Annotated in this window: 18 protein-coding genes; 3 read left to right on the top strand and 15 right to left on the bottom strand. The window is 62.0% G+C overall.

Annotation, left to right across the window (positions count from 1 at the left end; translation table 11 throughout):
- Nucleotides 1-11: 11 nt before the first annotated feature.
- From AC13CY_RS08415 to AC13CY_RS08370, 10 genes are all read right to left on the bottom strand, one after another.
- Nucleotides 12-857 carry a 23S rRNA (adenine(2030)-N(6))-methyltransferase RlmJ gene (locus AC13CY_RS08415; protein WP_273421284.1) on the bottom strand — a complete coding sequence of 282 codons (846 nt, stop codon included), beginning with the start codon at nucleotides 855-857 and terminating at the stop codon, nucleotides 12-14.
- Between the two features lie 86 nt (nucleotides 858-943).
- On the bottom strand, nucleotides 944-1,615 hold the full coding sequence (locus AC13CY_RS08410) for a YiaD family glycine zipper/OmpA-like lipoprotein (RefSeq protein WP_074211242.1): 672 nt from the start codon (nucleotides 1,613-1,615) through the stop codon (nucleotides 944-946).
- 78 nt (nucleotides 1,616-1,693) lie between these two features.
- On the bottom strand, nucleotides 1,694-2,863 hold the full coding sequence (gene hemW, locus AC13CY_RS08405) for a radical SAM family heme chaperone HemW (protein ID WP_089675218.1): 1,170 nt from the start codon (nucleotides 2,861-2,863) through the stop codon (nucleotides 1,694-1,696).
- Entirely contained in the window at nucleotides 2,856-3,464 is a 609-nt protein-coding gene (gene rdgB / locus AC13CY_RS08400) for an RdgB/HAM1 family non-canonical purine NTP pyrophosphatase (protein ID WP_284453072.1), read from the bottom strand. The genes hemW and rdgB overlap by 8 nt, the downstream gene beginning before the upstream one ends.
- A gap of 317 nt (nucleotides 3,465-3,781) precedes the next feature.
- Nucleotides 3,782-4,846, bottom strand: coding sequence for a family 8 glycosyl hydrolase (locus AC13CY_RS08395; protein WP_284453073.1), 1,065 nt, complete (start codon nucleotides 4,844-4,846; stop codon nucleotides 3,782-3,784).
- On the bottom strand, nucleotides 4,843-5,346 hold the full coding sequence (gene bcsD, locus AC13CY_RS08390; protein ID WP_284453074.1) for a cellulose biosynthesis protein BcsD: 504 nt from the start codon (nucleotides 5,344-5,346) through the stop codon (nucleotides 4,843-4,845). Before bcsD ends, AC13CY_RS08395 begins: the two co-directional genes overlap by 4 nt.
- Nucleotides 5,346-9,491: a cellulose biosynthesis protein BcsC gene (locus AC13CY_RS08385; protein ID WP_483052452.1), complete on the bottom strand. Its 4,146-nt coding sequence runs from the start codon at nucleotides 9,489-9,491 to the stop codon at nucleotides 5,346-5,348. Before AC13CY_RS08385 ends, bcsD begins: the two co-directional genes overlap by 1 nt.
- Nucleotides 9,488-13,972, bottom strand: a complete 4,485-nt coding sequence (gene bcsA, locus AC13CY_RS08380) for a UDP-forming cellulose synthase catalytic subunit (protein ID WP_284453076.1) — start codon at nucleotides 13,970-13,972, stop codon at nucleotides 9,488-9,490. The genes AC13CY_RS08385 and bcsA overlap by 4 nt, the downstream gene beginning before the upstream one ends.
- Nucleotides 13,956-14,732 (bottom strand): cellulose biosynthesis protein BcsQ, encoded by a 777-nt coding sequence (bcsQ, locus tag AC13CY_RS08375; protein ID WP_284453077.1) that lies wholly within the window; start codon nucleotides 14,730-14,732, stop codon nucleotides 13,956-13,958. Before bcsQ ends, bcsA begins: the two co-directional genes overlap by 17 nt.
- Nucleotides 14,729-15,187, bottom strand: coding sequence for a hypothetical protein (locus tag AC13CY_RS08370; RefSeq protein ID WP_284453078.1), 459 nt, complete (start codon nucleotides 15,185-15,187; stop codon nucleotides 14,729-14,731). The genes bcsQ and AC13CY_RS08370 overlap by 4 nt, the downstream gene beginning before the upstream one ends.
- A 225-nt stretch (nucleotides 15,188-15,412) precedes the next feature.
- Between AC13CY_RS08370 and tnpC the strand changes: the two genes are divergently transcribed.
- Complete coding sequence (gene tnpC / locus AC13CY_RS08365) at nucleotides 15,413-16,852, top strand: IS66 family transposase (RefSeq protein WP_284453079.1); 1,440 nt, start codon at nucleotides 15,413-15,415, stop codon at nucleotides 16,850-16,852.
- Between the two features lies 1 nt (nucleotide 16,853).
- On the opposite strand, the gene AC13CY_RS08360 is transcribed toward tnpC, so the two are convergent.
- The 5 genes from AC13CY_RS08360 to AC13CY_RS08340 all read right to left on the bottom strand — a co-directional run bounded on the left by AC13CY_RS08360 (nucleotide 16,854) and on the right by AC13CY_RS08340 (nucleotide 21,671).
- On the bottom strand, nucleotides 16,854-17,102 hold the full coding sequence (locus tag AC13CY_RS08360) for a hypothetical protein (RefSeq protein ID WP_284453080.1): 249 nt from the start codon (nucleotides 17,100-17,102) through the stop codon (nucleotides 16,854-16,856).
- Nucleotides 17,103-17,286: 184 nt separating this feature from the next.
- The gene (gene hemL, locus AC13CY_RS08355; RefSeq protein WP_058577319.1) at nucleotides 17,287-18,567 is read right to left on the bottom strand and encodes a glutamate-1-semialdehyde 2,1-aminomutase; all 1,281 of its coding nucleotides are present in this window, start codon (nucleotides 18,565-18,567) and stop codon (nucleotides 17,287-17,289) included.
- Between the two features lie 36 nt (nucleotides 18,568-18,603).
- Complete coding sequence (thiD, locus tag AC13CY_RS08350; protein WP_483052451.1) at nucleotides 18,604-19,413, bottom strand: bifunctional hydroxymethylpyrimidine kinase/phosphomethylpyrimidine kinase; 810 nt, start codon at nucleotides 19,411-19,413, stop codon at nucleotides 18,604-18,606.
- Nucleotides 19,413-19,844 carry a protoporphyrinogen oxidase HemJ gene (gene hemJ / locus AC13CY_RS08345; RefSeq protein ID WP_058577321.1) on the bottom strand — a complete coding sequence of 144 codons (432 nt, stop codon included), beginning with the start codon at nucleotides 19,842-19,844 and terminating at the stop codon, nucleotides 19,413-19,415. Before hemJ ends, thiD begins: the two co-directional genes overlap by 1 nt.
- Nucleotides 19,845-19,871: 27 nt before the next feature.
- Nucleotides 19,872-21,671, bottom strand: a complete 1,800-nt coding sequence (locus AC13CY_RS08340) for a chloride channel protein (protein ID WP_230834446.1) — start codon at nucleotides 21,669-21,671, stop codon at nucleotides 19,872-19,874.
- A 170-nt stretch (nucleotides 21,672-21,841) separates the two neighbouring features.
- Here AC13CY_RS08340 and argC point away from each other — a divergent pair, with 170 nt between their 5' ends.
- Nucleotides 21,842-22,876 carry an N-acetyl-gamma-glutamyl-phosphate reductase gene (gene argC / locus AC13CY_RS08335; protein WP_483052450.1) on the top strand — a complete coding sequence of 345 codons (1,035 nt, stop codon included), beginning with the start codon at nucleotides 21,842-21,844 and terminating at the stop codon, nucleotides 22,874-22,876.
- A gap of 102 nt (nucleotides 22,877-22,978) precedes the next feature.
- The gene (erpA, locus tag AC13CY_RS08330) at nucleotides 22,979-23,332 is read left to right on the top strand and encodes an iron-sulfur cluster insertion protein ErpA (RefSeq protein ID WP_054640714.1); all 354 of its coding nucleotides are present in this window, start codon (nucleotides 22,979-22,981) and stop codon (nucleotides 23,330-23,332) included.
- Nucleotides 23,333-23,552 lie beyond the last annotated feature (220 nt).

Raw genomic sequence — 23,552 nt, 5'->3', positions numbered from 1 at the left:
ACTCGCCGCCACTACTCACCTACAAGCCATTTAGCGCGGTAGTGGCTGTCACTCCCCAGCAGCGGTGTCACCTGCGACATCGCTGCAGCAAGCTGCTCATCCAGCCCCCAGGGCGGATTGATGACTACCATGCCGCTACCGTACATCCCGTGCGCACTCTCCCCCGCGGCCCGTAACAGCAGCTCGCTGTGCCAAATCTTGCGAATGCCACTCGCTTCAAGGCCGCTGAGCAACGTTTCGTGATGCCTAGCAGGCAGCAGCGGGTACCAAATCATCACCACGGCGTGGCGCGCTTTTTCCAGGGTATAAGCAACGGTTTCAACGACCTCTTGATACTCCGCTTTGCGCTCGTAGCTAGGGTCTACTAACACGCACATTCGTGGCGACGACACCGGCACCAACTGTTTCAGCCCCTGCAACCCATCGCCATATACGCGACGTGCCTGCTTTGGCAGCGTCTGGCCACTCAAATGTTCATGCTCACCCGGGTGTAGTTCAAATAGACGCAGTTGGTCATGGTCACGTAGCGCCTTAGCAAGCCACCAGGGTGACCCCGGGTAGTGAGATAGCACATCAGCGTTGGGTTGTGCTGAATTCAAAGCGGTAAGCCAACGGCTAAGCAACGGGTCGCTCAGCTGCTGTCGGGCCTGCCAGAGCGGAGCGATGCCTTCCCGATACTCTTGAAGCCGCTGGGTCTCTTTGGTGGCTAGCGGATAGAGGCCTCTCCCCGCATGACTATCAACATATGTAATTGCTGATTTTTTACGTAATAAATAATCAGCCACCGCAAAAAGCGTTAAATGCTTCTGGACATCGGCAAAGTTTCCGGCGTGGTAGGCGTGTTGATACGACAGCATGGCAGCTCGCTAGCAATTGAACAAAAAAAAAAGCCCGCTATGTGAGCATAGCGGGCGTTGGACGGCAATGCCGAGATTAACGCATATTACTGGCCGTTGCCGGTAGGCGTCAGGGTGATTTCTACACGACGGTTCTGCGCGCGGCCCTGCTCGGTAGCATTGCTAGCCACCGGCTGATTAGCACCGTAGCCCATAGTGTTTAAGCGCATAGAGGAAACACCGTTCTGGCTCAGGTAGTTACCGACCGACTGAGCACGACGCTCAGAGAGACGCTGGTTGTAGCTGGCATCCCCGGTGCTATCCGTGTGGCCGGCAATGTTTACACGGGTATCGGTGTACTGAGTGAGAACATTCGCCACTTCGTTCAGGGCGCTGCGCGCATCAGCTGTGAGTTCAGCGGAATCAAACCCGAACGTGACGCTGCTAGGCATGTTAAGCACAATATCATCGCCACGGCGGTCAATTTCAATACGTGAGCCTTGCAGATTGTCACGCAACTGCTGCTCTTGACGGTCCATATAAGCACCCATACCCGCGCCGGCAGCCGCGCCTACTGCGGCGCCAATGAGCGCACGGTCACGACGGCTCGTACTGCCATCACCGGATAAAGCGCCCGCCGCTGCACCAATCGCTGCACCAATGCCGGTGCCCATGGCGGTGCTCGAGCGCTGCGTTTGACCGCCGTAAGGATCGGACGTCGCGCAGCCAGCCAGTAATATCGCCGCTGCCAGTGGGGTCAGTAGTCGAGAAATACGCATCACTCACTCCTTGCTTATGATTGGGTTATTGCCTTATTGATCGCTGGTCACTTGTACTGATCACTTCACTTGTACTGATCACTCTTCGCTGATTAAGGCCAGCAACTCATTTAAGAATAATAGACCTTGAGGCGATGCACGCAGCTTTTCAGGCATTTCCATTAAAAGTCCTTTTTCTTGAGCACTGTGTAAACGCGCAAGTAACAGTGCCTCTGGTTGGCCAGTGTGAGCCGCCCAATCCGCCAATGGTACCCCTTCGGTTAAACGCAGCGCGTTCATGGCAAACTCAAGGGGCAGCTCCAGGGGTTCGATGAGCTGCTGACCTGCCACAAAACCACGTGGGTCGTTAGCGCGACGCAGGTAGGCATCGGGTTGGCGTGTTTTCCAACGCCGCTCAATCTGCCACGCCCCCTGGGAGTCTATTTGGGTGAGTTTTCCATGAGCGCCTGCGCCAATCCCCAGGTAGTCGCCAAATCGCCAGTAGTTCAGGTTATGGCGGCTCTGTAGCCCTGGGCGGGCATAAGCGGAAATTTCGTAGCGCTTTAAGCCAGCCTGTTCAAGACGCTGGTGACCTGCTTCCTGAATGTCCCACAACGCCTCCTCCTCCGGCAAAGGAGGAGGGTGAGAAAAAAACGCCGTATTGGGCTCCAGGGTGAGTTGGTACCACGAAAGATGCTCAGGATCGAGGGCAAGCGCCTGATCAATATCTTCCATGGATTGCTCAGGTGTTTGTTGGGGCAAGCCGTGCATGAGATCGATATTGAGGTTATCGAATCCCGCCGCTCTGGCTTCACCGATGGCAGTCACCGCTTCGTTGCCGGTATGAATTCGCCCCAACGCACTCAGTTGAGTGGGGCGGAAACTCTGCACCCCCAAAGACAATCGATTGATACCGGCTTCCCGATAACCAATGAACCGCTGCTGCTCGGTCGTGCCTGGATTGGCTTCCAGGGTGATTTCAATGCTAGGCGAAAAGGCGAGCCGCTCACGAATGCCATCGAATAACTGTCGATAAAACGTCGGCGATAGCAAGCTAGGCGTGCCGCCACCAATAAAAATGGTTTGAAGAGTACGGCCAGACGCCAGCGCCAAATCGCCGTCCAAATCACTCAGCAAGGCGGCCAAATAGGCCACTTCGGGAAGTTCGCGGTTGTCGGGCTCATGGGAGTTGAAATCGCAGTAAGGACATTTGCGAACACACCACGGCGTATGAATATAAAGCGAGAGCGGCGGCAATCGATTAGCCATGCGCCACCTTTAGAATGTCCACCAACGTGTGTAACGCACGGCCTCGATGGCTCAAGCGGTTCTTCGTTTCACTGGGTAGTTCTGCCACGCTCATCCCCTGATCGGGTAGCCAGAACAGCGGATCGTAGCCAAAACCGCCCTCGCCACGCGGATGAGCCAATACTTCTCCTTCCCAACTACGCTGGACGATCACCGGTACCGGGTCTTCTGCATGGCGTAAATAGACCAACACACACCAGTAACGCGCCGTGCGCTGGCCTTCCGCGCACTCACTCAGCGCTGCCAGCAGTTTCTCGTTGTTACGTTGATCGCTTTTCGGCTCGCCCGCGTAACGAGCGGAATAGATACCCGGTGCCCCGTTCAAGGCATCGACCTCCAGACCGGAATCATCGGCAAGCGCCGGTAACCCGCTTACCCGGCTCGCTTCACGGGCCTTTAACAGCGCATTTTCTACGAAGGTCAGCCCTGTTTCTTCGACGTCGTGGATGCCAAACTCCGCCTGCGCCCTGACATCGAGCCCAAGCGGGGAAAGTAACTGATTGAACTCTTTAAGTTTTCCTGCGTTTCCACTGGCCAGGACAAGCGTCGTACCCGTCGACATATCGAAACCTCCAAACAGGGAGCCTCAGTTTACGCTGAACAGAAACACAGCTAAAGCACATGGAATGTGTACCCAGCGTATTTTTATCGTTACCGCCCAATCGTTCGAAGATGACTCATTTATAAAAGTACCTTTTCACCTAATGTTGATGTGTGGACTAACTCTCTGGCCGCTAGCGGGGCCCCTTAATGGTCATTGACAGCCTTTAATATGGTTCTTCGCAGACTGGCGTGATACAGGTTGTAGACATCATGTCGCCACCCCATGGCGGTTACGACATCTATCAGACAGCGTCACGCCAAAGTGCGATGAACCATTTATTCGTGGGCCCCCTCTTGCGCCAGCCTCGCCAGCATCAGCAGCGAGGCGCTGTAGTAGTCCTCTTCGGTGAGGCGGGCGATGCCCGACATCGGCCGTTGAGAAACGCCCAGGGCGGCGATGGCGCGCACACCGTGTGAGGCGACGTAGGGCGCGCGCTCCTCGGTGAAGACGTCGATCCAGGCGGCGGGGGGCTGGTGTGCCGGGTCCTGCCAGAAGGCCTGGATGGCGCCCAGCCCTTCGGATTGCTCGAATCCGGCCCAATGAAAGTAGAGGGGTATGCGTACGGCATCGAAGCCAAAGCGTGGCGGCCAGTCCGGTGAGGGGGAGAGCTCGCCGCCGGGCGCGCGCCTGACCCAGTCGGTGGGCAGTCGGTAGCGGCCGAAGCGTGCCTCCTTGAGCAGCTGCCGGCCGCTGTCGATCAGCGCTTGCCAGGGCCCTTCTGGCTCGCGGGCAGCGAAATCCATCAGCGCCGGCATGAACCAGTAGGAGAGGTTGAGGTCCAGCGCCTCGCCCTGTTCGAAGCCGCTGGCGCCCGGCATCAGCAGGGTCAGGCCGTCCTGGCGGCGGATCAGGCGGCGCTGGATGTCATCGCGAATCGTCCGTGAGGCGGAGGCATAGCCCCGCTGCTGCCAGCGGTCGGCCGCCAGCTGCAGGGCCCAGGCGATGAACAGGTCGCCGTCGGTGGCGTTGTTGGTATCGGCTACCGCCGGTGAGGCGCTGGGGTCGTAGCGCCAGGCGAACAGGGCATCGTCGGGCCGCGTGAGGTGACGCCGTGTCCACTGCCAAAGCTGCTGGAAAGTGTCGGGGTCGTCATGGGCTACGGCCAGCAGCATCCCCCAGCCTTGGCCCTCGGAGTGGCTGATATGGCCGTTGCCGGTATCGATGACGCGCCCTTCGGCGCTGATAAAACGCGCCTGGTAGGCCTGCCAGGCGTCATTGGCGAATGCCGAACCGCTGGCGAGCAGCGGGCCGACGCCCAGGGAAAGGGAGAGCACCAGGGCCAGCCAGGCGGCCGGGCGTGACGATGGCGCGTGAGTCGGATCGAGCGAACGGGGCCTCATTGTGCGCTGCCGTAGCCATAGTGAAGGGTGACACAGCCGGGCAGGTCGGCGTGCGGTTCGAGAGCATTCAACGGCACCGCGGGGGCGCCACCCTGGCCCTCTAGCCACTGGCCATAGCAGCCTGCGAGCATGGCGGCCATGGCGCGCTGGCTGGTGAGCGCGGCGTCGCCCTGTGGGCTTAGGGGGGTGGGGCAGGCGAGATGGCGAATGACGATGCCTCGGCTATCCGTGGTCAGTTGAACATAGCCCCAGTCGATGTCGGCCCAATGGCGGTTGATGGCCCGTTCCAGCGCTTCCAGGGTGGCCTGCTCTTCCAGCGGTAGCTCGGCGGCGAGCTGGCCTCCCAGGTGGCGCAGGAAGGCGTTGGCGTCGGCGTCGCTGGCGTTGCGGTAGAGTTCGGCAAACAGCAACGGTAGGAAGATGCGCCACTGGGGCGAGCAATGCGTGCGGGCATGAAAGGCCAGCAGTGCCTGGCTATCGACGTCGGTGCCTTGGGGCATCACGGGGTTCCTCCCAGTTGGTAGCGCAGGTAGAGGTTGGCAGAGGTGTCTTCATAGTCGCCGAAGCTGTTGTAGTGAAGCCCGCCGCCGACGCTCAATGCCGGATTAAGCTGGTACTCCACCTTGCCGCCGGCGGAGAGGCCCAGGCCGCTCTCGTCGGTCGCCGGATAGCGGGACTCGGGTAGGCCACCCAGCTGGGCGAAGGTGTCCGCCACGGCCTGGGCGTTGGCGTCGGTGGGGAAGTAGGCGTTGCCGTCGGTGGAGTAGGCCTGGTAGCCGGGGGTCAGCTGGGCCTCATAGCGCAGCTTGCCCTGTTCAGCCTGATAGTGGATGGGGAATGAGACGCTGACATATTCCTGTGGGCTGAAGTAGCCGCCATGACCGTAGGTAAAGTAGCTGAGGTCCTCGTCATAGGCCATCAGGCCGAGGTGAATGCCGGTCTGCAGCTGGTGGCGGTCGGTGTTAATGGGGCGCACATAGCCGCCGGCAGAGAGTTCGACACTGCTGTTGTCGGCGACATTCTGGCCGGTGTAGCGATAGGCGCCCAGCTCGGCATAGAGCCCGCCGTCATCGTTGTCGTGGCTGATGCCAAGGCTGCCGCCGGTCTTGACCACACCGCCCCAGGTGTCGCCGGTGAAGGCGTCCTGGGTGCCGGCGTAGGAAAGCAGGCTGTCGGTCACCGCGCGCTGTTCGGCCTTGAACGATAGGCGAGTGGTGTCGCTCAGGGCCGGGTGCCACTCGATGCCGCCGACCAGGTTGGTGCGCTCGAAGCCCAGCGGGGTAGAGCCGATGTCCATCGAGAGGCTCTCGCCGGCATAGCCGATCGCGATGCCCGTGCCGGTGTCGCGCTGATGCTCGGGGTTGGCAGCGCGGCCTACGGCCTGCAGGCGGCCGCGTAGCAGGGCGACCTCTTCCTCGAGGCGGGCACGGCTCGCCTCCAGGGCGGCGGCGCTGTCGCCGGAGAGCTGGCTGGCCTGGTCGAGGGCGGCGAGGTCGAGGGTCTCGCCGAGAAACTGCTGCAGCACGTCGCGCTGGGCCTCGGTCAGGCTGACCAGCTCGAAGCCGCTTTCGAACAGGGGATTGCGCTCCAGGGCGTCGTCGAACAGCCCCCTGGCCGTGTCGGCCTCGCCGACCAGTCGCTGCTGCTCGGCGGCGGGCAGGTTGGGGTCTTCCAGGGCCAGATTGGCGCGCTGTTGGGCTTGGAAGAACGCCGCGCCGGTTTGCTCGATCTGATCGAGCACCGGGCTGACATCCGACAGCGAGGCGTCGAGCTGGCGAGCCCCTTCGCTGAGGGTGGAGCGCCCCAGCCGCTGGCGCAGCGAGGCCGTATCGGGACGGCCTGCATCCAGGCGCACCGGCGTAATCTGCAGCGAGAGACGGGCGTCGTTGAGCGGTACCCAGGAGATCTCCAGCGGCATCGACAGGGTGTCCAGCTGGCTAAGGCCAGCATCGCCGCTGCGCATGGCCAGCGCCATGTTGCCATCGAAGCGCGGGGCGCGCTCGCGCTCGATCTCGGTGATCATGGCGTCTATGCGCGCCTCGAGGCTTGGGGCCTGCGCGGCCGCACCGGCAGAGCCGGTGAACGCCATGGCGGCGTCTTCGGTGGCGCCGGGTAGCCAGCCGGGGCGAGCCGCGGTGCCTGCGCTGTGGTTACCCACGTTGGCTGCCCCCAGGCTTGCCGTACTGTTGCGGAACGGGTTGCCCGGTTCGACGCCGGTGACCGAGACCTGGTGCGGCAGCGCCCGGCGGGCGGCCTGCAGATAGCGCAGTGCCTCGCGCTTGTCGCCGCTGCGCTGGGCGACGTCTGCGGCGACCATCAGCAGTTCCGGGGAGTCGTTCAGGCGGCTGCCGTGCTGGGCCAGCAGCTGTCTGGCCCGCGGCAGTTGGCCGTTGGCCAGCGCGGCCTGCAGGGCACCGGCCAGTGCTTCATTGCTTTGCGGGTGTCGATTCAGCGCGTAGTCATATACCTCGGCGGCCTGGGCGTGCCTGTCGCCCTGGGCGTAGAGTCGTCCCATGGCCAGCAGCAGGGCCTCGTCATCGGGATGCTGACGCAGCGGCGGGGCAAGCACGTCATAGGCGCTGGCCAAGCGCCCCTGCTGGCGCAGGCGGTCGGCGCTGATCACGGCAATGCCGCGCGAGAGCTCATCGAGCTGACGGCGGTCGCTCGAGGCGAGGTCGGGCATGGCCTGCCAGGCATCGAGAATCCCCTGGGTTTCGTCCAGGTGGCCGTGGCGAGCGAGCACCAGCAGATGCGCGGTGAAGCGGCCTGGGGCATCGGGGGTGCTGCCTTGCAGGTCGCGCCGTGCCCAGCTCAGGGCCTGCTGCGACAGGCCGGCATCGCTGAGCATCAGGGCGATCTCGCCGGCGCTGGCGGCGTCCAACTCGGGGTCCTGATAGAGCTGCTGCAGGCGGGCGTTGGCGGCCGGGTTGCCTATCGCCAGCATGTCGGCCAGCGTATTCAGCTGTGCCTGCTGTCGGCTGCGGCGCAGCAGACGGGTCAGCTCCTCGTCGCGGGCTTCCTCCGGCACCCCGGCCAGCAGGCGCTGGACATCTGGCCAGCGCTCTTGTTCGGCCGCCAGCAGGGCGGCGGCGCGGCGCTGTTCGGCGCTGGCATCGGGGCCTTGCATGGCGCTCATCAACCATTCGGCTTCGGTCGTGCGGCCCTGCTGCTCCAGCAGCCGTGCCAGTTCCAGCCGCGCCCAGGGGTCCTGCGGGGCGATGGTAATGGCCTGACGCAGGGTCGCTTCGGCCTCGGCCTGGGGCTGTTGCGCGGCCTGGTCGCGCAGCATCTGGGCGCGGCTCTGGCTGAGGTCACCGAGGCTCTGCTGAGCGGGGGCCGGCAGCGATTCTGCGAGGGCCATGGCCTCGTTCCAACGCTGCTGTTCGCGTAATACCTGGATCATTCCCAGGCGTGCGTCCACGTTGCCTGGGGCAGCGTCCAGCACGCCCTGGTAGGCCTGTTCGGCGGCGCCAAGCCGGCCCATGCGCCGGAGGACGTCGGCTTCCAGCAGCCGTGCGGAGAGTCCGGCCTCGCCATCTTCGCGGGTCAGCGGTCGCACGGTGGCCAGCGCTCGTTCCAGTTCTCCTGACTCGCTCTGGCTGCGGGCTTGACCCAGCCGTGCGTAGAAATTGGCACTGCGATAGGCGCCGAGCCATTCGCTGCGACGCTCGGGGGCCAGTTCCATGGCCTGGCCGAGCAGCTGGCGGGCCTCACTGAAGCGCTGGCGGCGCAGGGCGGCAAGCCCTAACCCGGCGATCGCCTCGGCGTCCTGGGGGTTGTCCTCGCGGGCGCGGGCGAACGCCTGCTCGGCCTCGCCGATGCGTCCCTGGTTAAGCGCCTGATAGCCGGCGCTGCGGCTGCTCTGCACCATGCGCTGCTCGTAGGTGGCCAGTAGGGTCTCGTCGCCGGTAGCGCGCGCATAGCGGGCGTAGCGGGTCTCGTCGGCGGGGGTGGCGTCCAGCCACTCCAACGCCTGTCGCCAGGCGGCCTGAACATCCTGCCCCTGTTCGTGAAGCTCGGCCAGGCGCTCGATGCCCTGCCGGCGCGTGCCCTCTCGGTAGGTGAGGGTCTCGGCGAAGGCGCGGGCCAGGGCGTGATTGCCGGGCTGCGCCTGCTGCCGGCGCTCGAGCTGCTGACGGGCTTCTTCCCAGCCGCCATCGGTACCGGCCAGTGTCTGGTAGTACTCCACGGCGAGGTTGGGCGGCGGGATGTTGCCGCCGAACAGCTGGCGATAGCCGGCCACCGCCTGGTCGGCGTTGCCCTGGCGGGCCAGCGCGCGGACGCGCTCGAGGTCTGCGGCGGGGATCTGGCGCTCCATGCGCCCGAGTGCCAGGCTCTCCACCCGTTCGTCGTCGGCGTTGAGCCGCTCCAGACGGGCGGTGAGTCGTGCCGCCTCGTCGGTGTCGCCCTGCTCCAGGGCGAGTGCCGCCAGGGGATAGAGAATCTCGGTGTCGTTGGGCTGGCCGTCCAGGTAGCGGCTCAGCACCTGACGGGCCAGGTCGGGCCGCTGGTTGTCGATCCAGAACTCGGCCTGGTTCAGCAGTGCCTGCTGGGCCGGCGTTCGCGCGTCGCTGGATTGCGCCAGCAGCGGGGCGCTGGTCCCCATCATCAGGGTGAGAAGGCCGATCAGCGGCTTGGGTGTCATGAAGGTTGTCTCCTCTGGGCGCGTCGCTCCAGCCAGCGATGCAGGGTGACGACGGCAAGGGCCATCATCAGTCCCATGATGACCAGCATGAGGGTGCCGTACTGACGCACCCACCAGCGCAGCTGGCGGTGCCAGGCCATGTCGCTGAACGCCTGCAGTTGCCCTACGCGGTAGCTGGTGACCCCTTGCGTATCGTTGACCACGGCGAGGTCGCCACTGATCTCTCCCTGACGGTCGGCCTCCATCAGCGCCCGCGCCTGTTTGGGCAGACCTTGCGGGTCGCTGCCGGTGAAGACGATCACGCTGCGGTTGGCGCTCCATGGGGAGGAGAAGCCGAGCGCGGCACCGCCGGGTTGTCCGCTGGCCAGGATGGTGCTGCTCGGCAGGCGTGGCTGGAACCAGGTGTCCGGACGTAGCCAGCGGCGCAGATCCTCCAGCAGGCCAAGCTGGCGCAGTCTCAGCTGCTGGTCGGTGACCTGAAAGGGAGAGGCCGTCAGCAGCGGGTGGTCGGACAGCGCCGCCAGCGGTGCCACCACCAGCAGATGCTGGTCGCGCTGGGGGGCATTGGTAGACAGGGCGGTGGTGACCCCCAGGCCCAGTGCGGGGGCCTGGCTAACGGCGCCGAGGCGGGCGAGCAGCTCGTAACCGGTCTGCAGCACGGCGGAGGAAGGCGCCTCTGGCAGCAGCAGAGTCGTGCGGCTGAGGTCGGGCTGCTGGGTGAAGGGAAAGCCGGCCTGGGCCATCAGCCGCAGGTCGGGCTGGACAAATAAGCGGCTGGATTGACTGACGTCCAGATGGGAGCCGGCATCGATGCTGGCGCTGATATTGAGCGGCAGGCCAGGGTTGCAGGCCTGGTCGTCCCGGGGGCGATGGCGAAAGTAGAGCTGCAGGCGGTTTTCCACATAGAGCTGCTCGTCGGGAATGGGGATAGTAGCGCGCTGCTCCCGGGTCGAAGTGGGGCTGACCAGGTCGCGAAGGTAGCGCCACAGGCCGCGCTGTGTGGCGGCCAGGGTGGTGACGTATTCCCCGTTGAGGCTGACTTCCAGTTCCGAGCGATAGGGGTCGAGCCATTCGGCGTCGGGAAATTCGTAGGCGAGCTCCAGCTCGGGGCGCTGGCCGGGCCAGAAATACAGATCCGGGGGCAGAGTGAAGGGAATCACCAGCGGCTCGGGCCGGGCGCCGTTGACCCGCAGCGAGGTCTCTTGCGTGCCCAGGAGATCGCCTAGCGCCAGGCGCGGGCTCGAGAGGCGCCAGCTGGGCGGTGGTTCAGGCGGTGTCGCGGCGATATCGTCCGGGGTGACGGGGATCACATTGCCTTCCAGGGTGGCGTAGGCCCCGGCGAGATGCCGCGCGGCCATGCCCAGCTCCCAGGCATCGCGACCGGTAATCCACAGCAGGCGATGCTGGTTGCCGGCAGGATGCGGCAGACTCGCAATCAGCGGCCCTTGCACCGGCGGCAGCGAGAGCCCGGCGATCTCGGTGTCCGGGGTAGCCATCAGGATGGCGTGTTGCGGGGGGATCTCGCCGAGGTGAACCGGTAGGCTCAGGCGTCGGTAGTCGGCTAGCCCGCCGAGCATGGCGGCGATGATGCCGCCCGCCTCAAGGATGGCCTCTTCGGGGGCCTGCGGCAGCACCAGCGGCAGCTGCCAGGTATCCATGTCGGCGGGGTCGAGGAAGGGCAGTGGGAAGTCGGCCAGATGCTGGGTGGCGGGCAGTGCCATGCCGTCGATGGTGAGACGGGTGGCGGGCTCGAGTTCCAGCCAGATGGCGTCATTGAACAGGGTGTTGCACTGCTCGCGAGTGGCCCCGCTCAGGCTGATCAACAGCGTGTTGTAGGGCACGACCAGTTCGGGAGGTATCTCGACCACTGCGTCGCTGCCGTCGGCGGAGTAGCGGTCCAGGGGAACACGCTCCAGCGCAATGCCGTTGAGTTCAAGGTCCAGGTGGCTGCCTTCCCCCAGCAGTTCCGGAGCGTGGCGCAGTGCCAGGGTGAGGCGTGCGGCGGTGGCAAGCGTCGACTGGGGCAGCGAGAAGGCGATGCCGGCCTGGGCGCCGTGGCCACTGAGGCGCAAGGTCTCGCGTCCGATCAGCTGATCAAGGCTCAGGGTGTGGGTGAGCGTTTCGCTGGTGCTGCCGATATCGCGGCCGTCTTGGGCATCTGCGGTGATGCCAAGCGCCGCCAGCGGTGCTGAGGGCAGCTGCTCTTGGGCGGCCGCGTCTGCTGCGGGGGTCTGGGGGTTGGGTAGCGGTGTCAGGACAGACCCCGGTGCGCTGCGAAATGGGGTGGCGGGTGGGGTATCCGACTGTGCCTGGGCCTGCAGCGAGCTGAGCACGCCGGCGGCCAGTATCAGCACGAGCAGCAGCAGCCACACCCACAGGCGGCTGCCCTCTGTTGAGGCAGCGGCGCGTGCGTGGTTACCGTCGAGGCGCGCATCCCGCCAGCGTGACAGGAATAGGCCGAAGATGGATTGCAGCACCATACCAATCGAGCGGAGCGGTCGGTCGTGCGGCGGCCGGGTGCGCTCCAGCCAGCCATCGGGGCTGCCCATGACCAGCCCGACAAGGCGGCGCCGCTGGCCTATTTTCATTTCCTCGAAGCGCAGCCGTAGTGAGCGACCATCCTGGCAGACCTGACGCGCTGGAATGACGATCACCTCCTGGTCGTTGGCGATTTCGATATGCTCGACTTCGCCAGCATGCTGCTGCTCCGAGCCAAGGCGAACCTGGGCGCCGGTCATGGAGATATCCACGGTGGTGGCATGCAGGGTATGGCCGTTACTCAAGTAGAGCACCGCCTGGCGCTGAAGCGGCAATCTGACCGTCTGTCTTGCCTGCTTGCGTTCGCTGCCCACGGCAATGGCGGCAAGCAGAAACAGCGAGCTGAGCGTTGCCCAGGAGACGTTGAAGACCAGTACGCCGATCTCTGTGGCATCCGCGTCCCACCAGTAAAGTCGAAAAATGCCCCAGAGCACCGCCGACAGGATCAGGGCCAGCACGAACAGCTGGGGGCGAGTGGTGTGGAAGTCGAAGAAGTTGTGCGTCAGCACGCCGCCCTTTTCGGTGACATTGAAGCGACCACGTTCAGGCAGCAGCAGCGTGACCAAGGCAGGCTTGAGAAGGTGGAAGGCCAGTACGGTTTCGTAAATCTCGTTCCACAGGGTGTAGCGATAGCGGCCGTTGATCCAGGAGTTGGCGTAGATGACACAGAACAGGTGGGGAAGCACATATACCGCGACCATGCCGGGTGAGGCCTCGATGATATTCAGCCCGAACAGTAGATAGGCCAGCGGCGCGGTGAGAAACACCACCCTGGCGAGCGGAAACTGGAAGTGCAGCATAGCGCTGAGATAGCAGAGTCGCTGGGCAAGGCTAAGCCCGCGGCCCAGCAGCGGATTGTCGCGACGAAAGATCTGTGTCATGCCGCGGGCCCAGCGGGCGCGCTGGCCGATATGCAGCGCCAGCCGCTCGGTTGCCAGGCCGGCGGCCATCGGTTCCTTGATAAACGCTGTCGACCAGCCACGGCGCTGCAGCTTCAGGGCGGTATGGGCGTCTTCGGTCACCGTCTCGGTCGCGAAGCCGTTGATTTCATCCAGTGCCTTGCGGCGAATCACGGCGCAGGAGCCGCAGAAGAAGCTCGAGTTCCAGAAGTCGTTGCCCTGCTGCACGGGACCATAGAAGAGGCCGCTTTCGTGGGGCATTCTGCGCCCGGCGACCAGATTGCGCTCGAACGGGTCCTGAGAATAGAAATAGTGCGGCGTCTGGACCATTGCCAGGGTGGGGTCGGTGACAAACTGCCCCACCGTCTTCTGCAGGAAGAAACGCGTGGTGATATGGTCGCAGTCGAAAATGCAGATCAGCTCCCCGCCGGTTCTGGCCATGGCATGGTTGAGGTTGCCTGCCTTGGCGTGCGTGTTGTCCTCGCGAGCGATGTAGCCGGCGCCACATGAGGAAGCGAAGGAGCCAAATTCGGGGCGGCGGCCGTCATCGAGCAGGTAGATCTTGATGAGGTGGCGGGGGTACTCGAGGTTTTGTGCGGCCAGCACCGTATCCTTCACCACGCTCAGCGGCTCATTATAGGTGGGGATATAGACGTCGATGCTTGGCCAGTGCTCTGGGTCCTCGGGGAGAGGCGTCGAGCGCCGGTCGATGGGGCGAACCATCTGAAAAAAGCTCAGCACCAGCACTAGCCAGGCATAGAGTTCTGCGGCCAGCAGGCCAACGCCCAGGAATCCTTCTAGCCAGCTGGACGTGACGATGGTTTCAGAGAGCCGCCAGTAAAGATAGCGGGAGGAAGAGAGCACGGTGATCAGGATAATGAACAGCCGTATGCGTTGCGTCCTGACCCGCGCGGCGATCAGCAGTATCAGGCAGATCGCCACACCCAGCACGAGCTGATGCTCGATCGGCAGCGGCGTGCTGATGAATACCAGCGCCGCCAGCATGAAGAGGCTAGCAACCAGCCAGTTAACCAGGCTTCCCACTCTCGGCTCCTTGAGATGCGAGTATCCATCGATACAGGTTCTGTGCCAGATGCTCGATATCGACCAGCGCGGCCGAACCCGGCGAATAGAGCCGAAGGGGTTGTCGAGCGGCTAGCGCCTCAGGCAGTGCCTCGTCGCGGTGCACGGTGCCGAGCAGCTTAGGCCCCAGGCGCTGGCGCAGGTACTCGGTGATGTCCTGTGCCAGGTGGTGGCGCAGGTCCATCAGGTTGAGGATGAAGAAGTGTCGGTTCGCTGCCAGGGGAGGCAGAAACTCTCCCGATTCGAGCTCGGGCAGCACGCTCAGAGACGCACTGTCGGGCATCAGCACCACACAGTAGATCGGCGACAGCGATTCGATGGCTTGCAGTGCGGCACTGTCTCCCGGAGGCAGGTCAGCCAACAGCACGGCATCTGGCTCGTTGGCGATGGCCTTGAGGTTGCGAGTCAGCAGATCGCTTCGCGTAATGGCCTCGTTGAAGCGCTGGCGCTCTGCGCGCGTGGATGTGCCGTGAGGCAGCAGCGAGATGCCACTGTCGGTTTCCACCAGGGCGCTTTGCCAGTCGGCGCCTGGGGCAACGAGGCTGGCAATGCCTCCGCGCTGGGATAGTGGCAGGCCGAAATGCAGACGCAGCGCGTTCTGACTGTCCAGGTCCACGGCGCTGACCTTCAGGCCGAACTGCTGAATCGCCTGGGCCAGATTGGCCGTCAGGGTGGTCTTACCTACGCCGCCCTTGGGTGACACCACGCAGATACAGCTCATATGCTGCCCTGTTGCGCGATGGCATGCAACAAGGGCTTGAGCGGTGTCTCCTGGGTACCGTGGTCACTTTGACGGGGGGCACTGTATCCATTGAACAGCTGCCCGAAAGTAGGGGATTCTGCGGCGCTGTGGGGCGCGGGCGCTGCCGGGTTCGAGGCCGCCACCGGTGGTTCATGAGAAGGCTCATGCGCCGGCAGTGCCGACCCTGCTTTCACCGGTGCAGGTGTGTGGGTGATGGGCTCGGGAGCCGGCGACGGGGCGGCTTGTGACAACATGGGGTCGGTATTGAGGATGGGACCGGCATTGAGGTCGGCGATACCGGCGGCCTGGCTCGGCAGCTGTTCCAGGTCGCTGATCAACGACCAAGACGAGGCGACCCGCTGTGACGCGCCTTGCTCTGAAAAACGGTGAAGTGGAGGGGCTGTGCGGCCACCGGTGCTGTCATCATGCGCCATGATTGGTCCCTCCTGTCTGCAAGCCTGCGTACCTTGGCGACTACCGCATCGGCATTTTTCAGGCTGTCGATGCCGGTGTCGGCAGTCTCACCTGGGTCACTGCTGCGGCAGTTTGCATTATGTTACTATAGTGTAACTATTCAGGTGGCTACGGACAAGGTGTCGCCAACCACCTAATTTCTCTGGCACAGTATGTCACAACCTTCGGCACATTCATCCGGTGACATGACCATCAGTGAGATCAACGTCGACGACGCCCTGGAACGGGTCCGGCAGCAGCTCAAGGACGACCAGACGGTCTCTCCGTCGCTGCGTGCCGCCATCAATGTGCTGATGTTACTGGTCAAGCTGATGGCGGACCGGCTGGCGACCAGCAGCCGCAACAGCAGCAAGCCACCCTCCCAGGACCCCAATCGCCAGCGCCGTTCGCGCGCCAAGGGCGAGCGGCGCCCCGGCGGACAGCCAGGGCATGAGGGCAAGACGTTGGCACCGGTGGCAGACCCCGATGAGGTGGTCAAACTGCGCGTCGATCATCGGCAGCTCCCCAAGGGGTGCATTTATCGCACGGTAGGCATCGAATCCCGCCAAGTGCAGGATATCGTGATTCAGAGCGTCGTCACCGAGTATCAGGCCGAAGTGCTGGAAGATGACCAGGGGCAACGCCACGTGGCGCCCTTTCCCGAGGGCGTGACCCGCCCCATCCAGTATGGCCCGCGTCTCAAGGCGCCCGCTGTCTATCTCTCCCAGTACCAACTACTGCCCTATGCGCGTATCCGTGAACTGCTGACGTCGCAATATGGTCTATCACTGAGCACCGGCACCCTGTTCGCCTTCAAGCAGGAGGCCTACCAGCGCGCCGAACCCTTTGCCGAGTGGGTGATCCCGGCGCTGCGCGAAGCGGCCACCGTGCATGCCGATGAAACCGGGATACAGGTCGGCAGCAAACGCTACTGGTTGCACAGCGCCTCCAACGAGGCCCTGACCTGGTTGGCCCCACACCCCAAGCGCGGCCAGGAGGCGATGGACGCCATCGGCGTGTTGCCCTTTGTGCAGGGCGTGCTGGTGCATGACCACTGGAAGCCCTATTACCGCTACTCGGACTGCCGACACGCGTTGTGTAATGCGCACCATCTTCGGGAGCTGACAGCGGCCTGGGAGAATGATGGCCAGGCATGGGCCAAGACCTTGCATGATCAGCTGTTGGCCATGAACCGAGCCGTTGACGAGGCGGGCGGCAGCCTCTCGGCCGATGAGGCCCAAGCATGGCAACAGCGTTATCGGGACTGCTTGGCCGGGGGCGAGGCCGAATGCCCGCCCCCGGCCAAGTCACCACCCGGGACGCGCGGCCGGGTCAAGCGCACCAAATCACGCAACCTGTTGGAGCGCCTCCGAACGTACGAGGACGATGTGTTGCGCTTCCTCGATGATCCTGCTGCTCCCTTCACCAACAACCAGGGGGAGCGTGACCTGCGGATGACCAAGGTCCAGCAGAAGATCTCGGGCTGTTTTCGCTCTTGGGACGGTGCCGAGATCTTCTGCCGGATGCGCAGTTTCCTCTCGACGGCGGTCAAGCAGGGCCTGGCGGCGCATACGGCACTGGAGCAGCTGTTTACCGGTGAGGTACCGACATTTATGCGACAGGATGAGCAGGATCAGGCCGCGTGAGCTAAACAGTTACTCCTTGGGTAGCAGAACGCGAGCGGTTACTACCTTTAAGAATATCGACTTCTAGACGATCATCTTCGCTGAGTAGTTTTACCGTCCCCTCTAATGTGGTGCCTTCAAAGGTAAATTCAGCGGGCACTGTGCCGCGTGTTTCGGGGTGTTCAATGGTTTCATCGTCATGAGTAATGCGCCACTGGGCTGAGAATTCCGCGCCGGGTGTGCCGCCCATAGTGATATGAATCTGAGTCATATCTTGCTCCTGTGCGGCCGTCCCTGTTAGCGGTAGGCCAAGGGTGAGAACAGCGGTTAACAATAGGTTGTTAAAACGTGAAGAGTGCCAAGCTGGTTGTCGTTTCATAATGTGCTTACCTCACTAACTACAGAGCCGCTCGGTAGGAGCGGCTCTTAAAGTGTAGCAGGCGCTTTACTTGATGTTACATAACCGCAAAGGCTTTTTCCGCAGCATCCAACGTCAGCTGAATATCTTCAGGCGTGTGGGCACTCGACATAAAGCCAGCTTCATAAGCGGAAGGTGCGAGATAAACACCGTGATCAAGCATGGCACCAAAGAAACGGCGGAAAGCATCGGGGTTGCAAGCGGTTGCCTGCGCAAAGTTATCCACACGGGACTGCGAGGTGAAGAACACGCCGAACATGCCGCCTGCGGATTGCGTCATCATAGGTACCCGCGCCGCGTTGGCACGCTCTTGCAGGCCGTTGCACAGCGTTTGCACGCGCTGACTCAGGGCATCGTGGAAGCCCGGCACCTGCAGCTTGGTGAGTAGTGCCACCCCGGCAGCCATGGCCAGCGGATTCCCCGACAGCGTGCCTGCCTGGTACACCGGCCCCAGCGGAGAGATGTTCTGCATGATGTCGCGCTTACCGCCAAACGCGCCGACTGGCATACCGCCACCAACGATCTTACCCAAGCAGGTCAGATCCGGCGTGACACCGTAGTAAGCCTGGGCACCGCCCAACGCGACGCGGAAACCGGTCATCACCTCATCAAAAATCAGGATGCTGCCGTACTCGTTACAAACGTGGCGCAGGGTTTCCAAGAAACCTGGCTGAGGCGGAATGCAGTTCATATTACCCGCCACCGGCTCGACGATGATGCAGGCAATTTGCTCACCGATCTCGGCAAAGCACGCTTCCACCCCCTCCGGGTCGTTATAGGAGAGTGTAATGGTGTGCTCGGCCAACGACGCCGGAACACCCGGAGAGCTGGGCTCGCCGTGGGTCAAGGCACCGGAGCCCGCTTTTACCAGCAGGGAGTCCGAGTGGCCGTGGTAGTTACCCTCGAACTTGACGATCTTGTCCCGCCCCGTGGTGCCCCGCGCCAGCCGAATCGCTGACATGGTGGCCTCGGTGCCCGAGCTGGTCATGCGCACCATTTCCATGGAGGGAATCATGTCGCAAATTAGGTCGGCCATGGTGGTTTCCACGGCGGTGGGGGTACCGAACGAGAGCCCGTTATCCAACCGTGCCCGCACCGCGGCCAGTACGTCTTGATCAGCATGACCGGTAATCATCGGTCCCCAGGAGCCGATGTAATCGACGTAGCGGTTGCCCTCCACATCAAATAGGTAGGCACCCTGCGCACGCTCCATGAAGACCGGCGGGCGGTGCAACCCTTTGAAGGCACGCACAGGAGAGTTCACGCCCCCAGGAATATGGCGACTCGCGAGGTCAAACAGTTCAGCAGATGTGGTCATGGCATCCTCAATATAAATGGCTTACTACCAATGAGATCAAAAGCGCACGGGGCGTGGCAAGCGATTCGGCAAGCACTGCCCGCTCGGGGGTTGGTAGCCGTGAGACAAGCTCTCCCAGGTAAAGTGCTGCGCCTGTTCACACGCCGTTGGTAAGCGCTCACCTACCGCTAGACGCGCTGCTAAGGCTGACGCGAGCGTACAGCCGGAACCATGAAATACTTCCGGCAGCCGCGGCCATTGCCACTGGCGAGTGGTGTCGGGCGAATGCAGTGTATGCACCACTTGCTGTGCCGTACCGGATAATGGGTCATCCGTTGCCGTCACCAGCACCGCTTGGCAACCCTGAGACAGTAGTGACACCGCACGGGCGGTATCGTCATAAGGCTCATGGATCTCAGGCGTCAGCGCCGCTAGCTCAAAGCGGTTCGGCGTTAAGATATCCACAAGTGGCAGCAGCCGGTCACGATAAAGCATCTGCAAAGCCTCTGTGGATAACATAGTGCCTCCCCCTGCTTTGAGAACCGGGTCAGCAACCACGGGCACCCCTGGAAAACGGCAAATAATTTGCTCCGCAGCCCGCAGCGTAGCTTCATCCGCCAGCAGGCCGAGCTTGATCGCGGCAATCTGCATATCACCGACAGCTTCGGCCATTTGCCGCATGGCGCCAGGGTCGGCTGGCATTACCCGCGACACGTTATGGCAGCTCTGCACGGTCATCGCCGTGGGGATCGTCACCGCCCAACCGCCACAGGCGGCGATGGCTTCGCTATCAGCGACCAGTCCGGCACCGCCCGTGGGGTCATGACCCGCTAGCACTAAAACAACAGGGGGAAGAGGTTGACGCATCAAAAGGGCTTCACTACCGCCAAAAGAATAATCGCGACCAGTGCAATCACGGGAGCTTCATTGAACCAGCGAAAAAATACGTGGCTCTTGGTACAACGCGACTGGTCAAACTGCTTAAGGTAAATCAAGCAAACGTGGTGGTAAGCAATTAACAGTGCCACCAAGGTAAGCTTGGCGTGCATCCATCCTTGGCTAAACCAGGCGGGCACCAAATAGAGCATCCAGCCCCCAAAAATCAGTACCAGGATCATCGACGGGGTCATGATGCCACGGTAAAGCTTGCGCTCCATGGTTTTAAAGTAAGTGATCGCTTGCTCATCACCTTTGTCGCGTGCCATGGCGTGGTACACATAAAGTCTTGGCAGGTAGAACAGTGCGGCAAACCAAGTAACAACGGCCATCAAGTGAATAGCCTTTACCCATTCGTACATGGTCTCTCCTTAGGCGGTGACGTATGGCTAGGAATCAGTCTCGCGGGCATCTGTTTGCCGAGCGTCAGTGTAGTGGTAATAACGCTCGATCGCGCCCCGGGTAATGATACCTGAAATTCGCTGCTGCTTTGGTCGGTAGCCATGCACCACATAAAGTGCCCCAAGCGCGCTGTCTTGAAGCTTTAAAAACGCTTCCGATAGCGTGGCCTGCAAACCAATCGGGGCCATTTCCAGCCGCTGGCCGGGAATCTCCAAAAGATCAATTAACTCATCTTCCGGCGGCACTTCTCCATCGAGCGCCTTATCGTGCTCCAGCAGCCAGCGGGCAAGCTCTGCCGCCTTCAGCGCCAGCACGGGCTTCTCTTCACTAGAGCGCTCGATCACTAGCCACATGGGGTTGGTTTCCAGCAAGCGGCGAGCTTGGTCTGGCGTGATCATCCGTTCAGTACGCACTAATTGGCGCTCCATCACCGCCGGTACCGATACCCGGGAGAGCGCCTGCATCAACGGCTGCTGCAGCGGGTGTAACCCATAGCGTACTGAGCTAATGAAAAAACCTTCACACCCCGTCAACTGCCGCGACGTTAAGCAGGCCACCACCACGACCAGCATCCCTGGCAGCATGATATTGGGTGTATGCGTCAGCTCTAATAGCGCCATCAGCGCTGCAAGAGGCGCCTGAAGAACAGCCCCCATCATGGCTGCCATACCGAGCATGGCATAAATCCCTGGGTCAGCAGCTTTCTCAGGCCATAGCCAGCCGCCGAGCATGCCACCGAGCGCCCCAGTGGCTGCCCCCGCCACCAGTACCGGGCCAATAATGCCGATCGGCACGCCGCCTGCAACGGTAATCGCAGTAATCAACAGCTTGGCAACCATCAGCGCCAATAGCACATTGATCGCCAACTGATTATTCAGCGCTGCCGCCACGCTGTCGTAACCAATGCCTTGGATTTCAGGAAACCACCACGCCAATACCCCGGTGCCGACACCCACGACGCCCAATCTCAACCACAGCGGCAGGGTTTGTAGGCGCTGACTTCGTGAAATATGGATGAAGAGGCCTGCCATCAAACCTATGACCAAGCCAATCACCACGATCCAGGGCAGGTTCATCAGCGACCCTAACGCCACCTCAGGAATCCGAAATGCGGGCGCATTGCCATACATCACCTGCGCCACCAGCGCCCCCATGGTCGAGGCTAAAATCACCGGCATAAAGCTCATCAGGGTGTACTCCATCATCACCACTTCCATGGCAAAGATCACCCCAGCGATGGGCGTGTTGAACGAGGCCGAAATACCGGCTGCCGTGCCGCAGGCCACCAGCACCCGCAAACTGTTATTGGGCAGCCGCAGCTTTAGCCCTAACCCGCTGGAAGCCGCCGCGCCTAAATGAATCGCAGGGCCTTCGCGCCCGGCGGATAAGCCACCCAACACGGAGACGACCCCCACCCACCATTGGTTCAGCCAGTTACGCAGTGGAAAGCGCCCCTGGTGATAGGTGAGACGCTCAATCACATGGCTGACCCCGAGCTTGCGCGCAGCGGAGCGCTGCCGATATAGCAACAGGCCAATCAATGTGACGGCGACGATCGGCAGAAGTGCTCTCAGCCACGGTGACAATCCTTCGAAGGCTTCCGGCTCCCCCTCCGGCATATAGAGCACCGCCCCGGCTTCAAGCAGCAGGCGAAACGCCACCATCACTGCCCCAGTAATCACCCCAGACACCAACCCCAGCACACACAGCTGCGGTAAGGCATCCACGTTCGCCAACTGGCGGCGAAAGCTCTCTAGAGTGAAATCTGACCGAGAAAAACGTGCCACAACGTCCGTCCTTGCGTTTATTGTTCGTTTCATTGTCTCGCGTTGCGCAGCGCTCTTAAGCGCTGGCTCTCTTGTGTATCATAGCTGGATACACTTCAACAGCCTGGCCACACTGATTAGGCTGTTAATTATTCAAGCGTCGATTGCGCGAAGCGCACAAGGAGTGGTTTGTGATTAACGTTGGCATCGTGGGTGGCACCGGTTATACCGGCGTCGAACTTCTCAGACTGCTGGCTCAGCACCCTCAGGTAAACGTCAAGGCCATCACCTCTCGCTCGGAGACGGGCGTAAAAGTGTGCGACATGTACCCCAATTTACGCGGTCACTACGACACGCTGGCATTCAGCGAACCCGACGCCAAGGCGCTAGGCGCAATGGATGCGGTGTTTTTTGCGACTCCCCACGGCGTTGCCCATGCCTTAGCGGGCGAGCTGCTGGCCAACGGCACCCGCGTCATCGACCTCTCTGCGGACTTCCGCCTGCGCGATGCCGACGAGTGGAGCCGTTGGTACGACCAGCCCCACGGCGCGCCGGAGCTGCTTGAAGAAGCCGTTTACGGCCTGCCCGAAATGCACCGCGAAAAGATCAAAACGGCTCGTTTGATTGCTGTCCCTGGCTGCTATCCCACCGCCGTTCAGCTAGGCTATCTGCCGCTGTTAGAAGCTGGCTTAATTGATCCGAACCAGCTGATTGCCGACTGCAAATCTGGTGTGACCGGTGCTGGCCGCGGTGCCAAAGTTGCTTCGCTGCTGGCCGAGGCCAGCGAATCCATGAAGGCCTACGGCGCGGGTGGCCACCGCCATCTGCCGGAAATTCGTCAAGGCTTGGGCGATATGCAGCTCAACCCAGTGGGGTTGACCTTTGTTCCCCATCTAACGCCCATGATTCGCGGCATTCACGCCACGCTTTACAGCACGCTGACCGCCGAGCCAGAAGATCTACAGGCGCTCTTTGAGCAGCGCTACGCCAACGAGCCGTTTGTCGATGTCATGCCCGCCGGCAGCCACCCGGAAACCCGCAGTGTCAAAGGCAACAATACCTGCCGCATCGCGGTCCACCGCCCGGGTAACGGCAATACGGTTGTGGTGCTTTCAGTCATTGATAACCTGGTGAAGGGCGCTTCTGGGCAAGCCATTCAAAACCTTAACTTGATGTTTGGCTTTGATGAGCACATGGGGCTTAACGCCCCCGCGCTGATGCCCTAACGTTTGAGGAATTCCCAGCAATAGTTGACCAATTTGCTGGGAATTACCCATAATCACCCCCTAATACGGATTATTCGTTCTTAAAGCTCGCGGGAGGTACCCATGAGCGGTGCAGAAGCTTTTGTTCCAACCCCTTTATTACTCTCTGATAGCGCCCGTAAGCGTATCAAAGCACTGATGGCAGAAGAGAGTAACCCTGCGCTTAAGCTGCGCGTGTACGTGACCGGCGGCGGCTGTTCTGGCTTTCAATACGGTTTCGACTTTGCTGAAAACGTTGCTGAAGACGACACACTCATCGAATTTGGCGATGCAACGCTAGTGGTCGACCCGCTCTCTTATCAGTATTTGGTAGGCTCCACAGTGGATTACGAGGAGGGCCTAGCAGGGGCTCGATTTCGTATCCAAAACCCCAATGCCACTACCACGTGCGGATGTGGCGCCTCGTTTATGGTGTGATCAACGTTGGTGACAACCCCTCCCCATGACTTGACGCCTTGGCGGTTTCTCGCCAAGGTTGAAAGGTCAATAACGGTTGCCTAGCAGCCTGTCGGTCTTTCCGTTGCACCGTGAGATACTGACCACCGTCATCGCCGAGCTGAGAAGATCGCCATGAGCCGCTTCATCCCTGTGGATCGCCAGACCGATTACCTGCTGCCGCCTTCGGTAGACGAGTGGT

Source organism: Vreelandella sp. L-15 (assembly GCF_056857635.1).
This window is presented reverse-complemented; position numbering and strand designations above follow the sequence as displayed.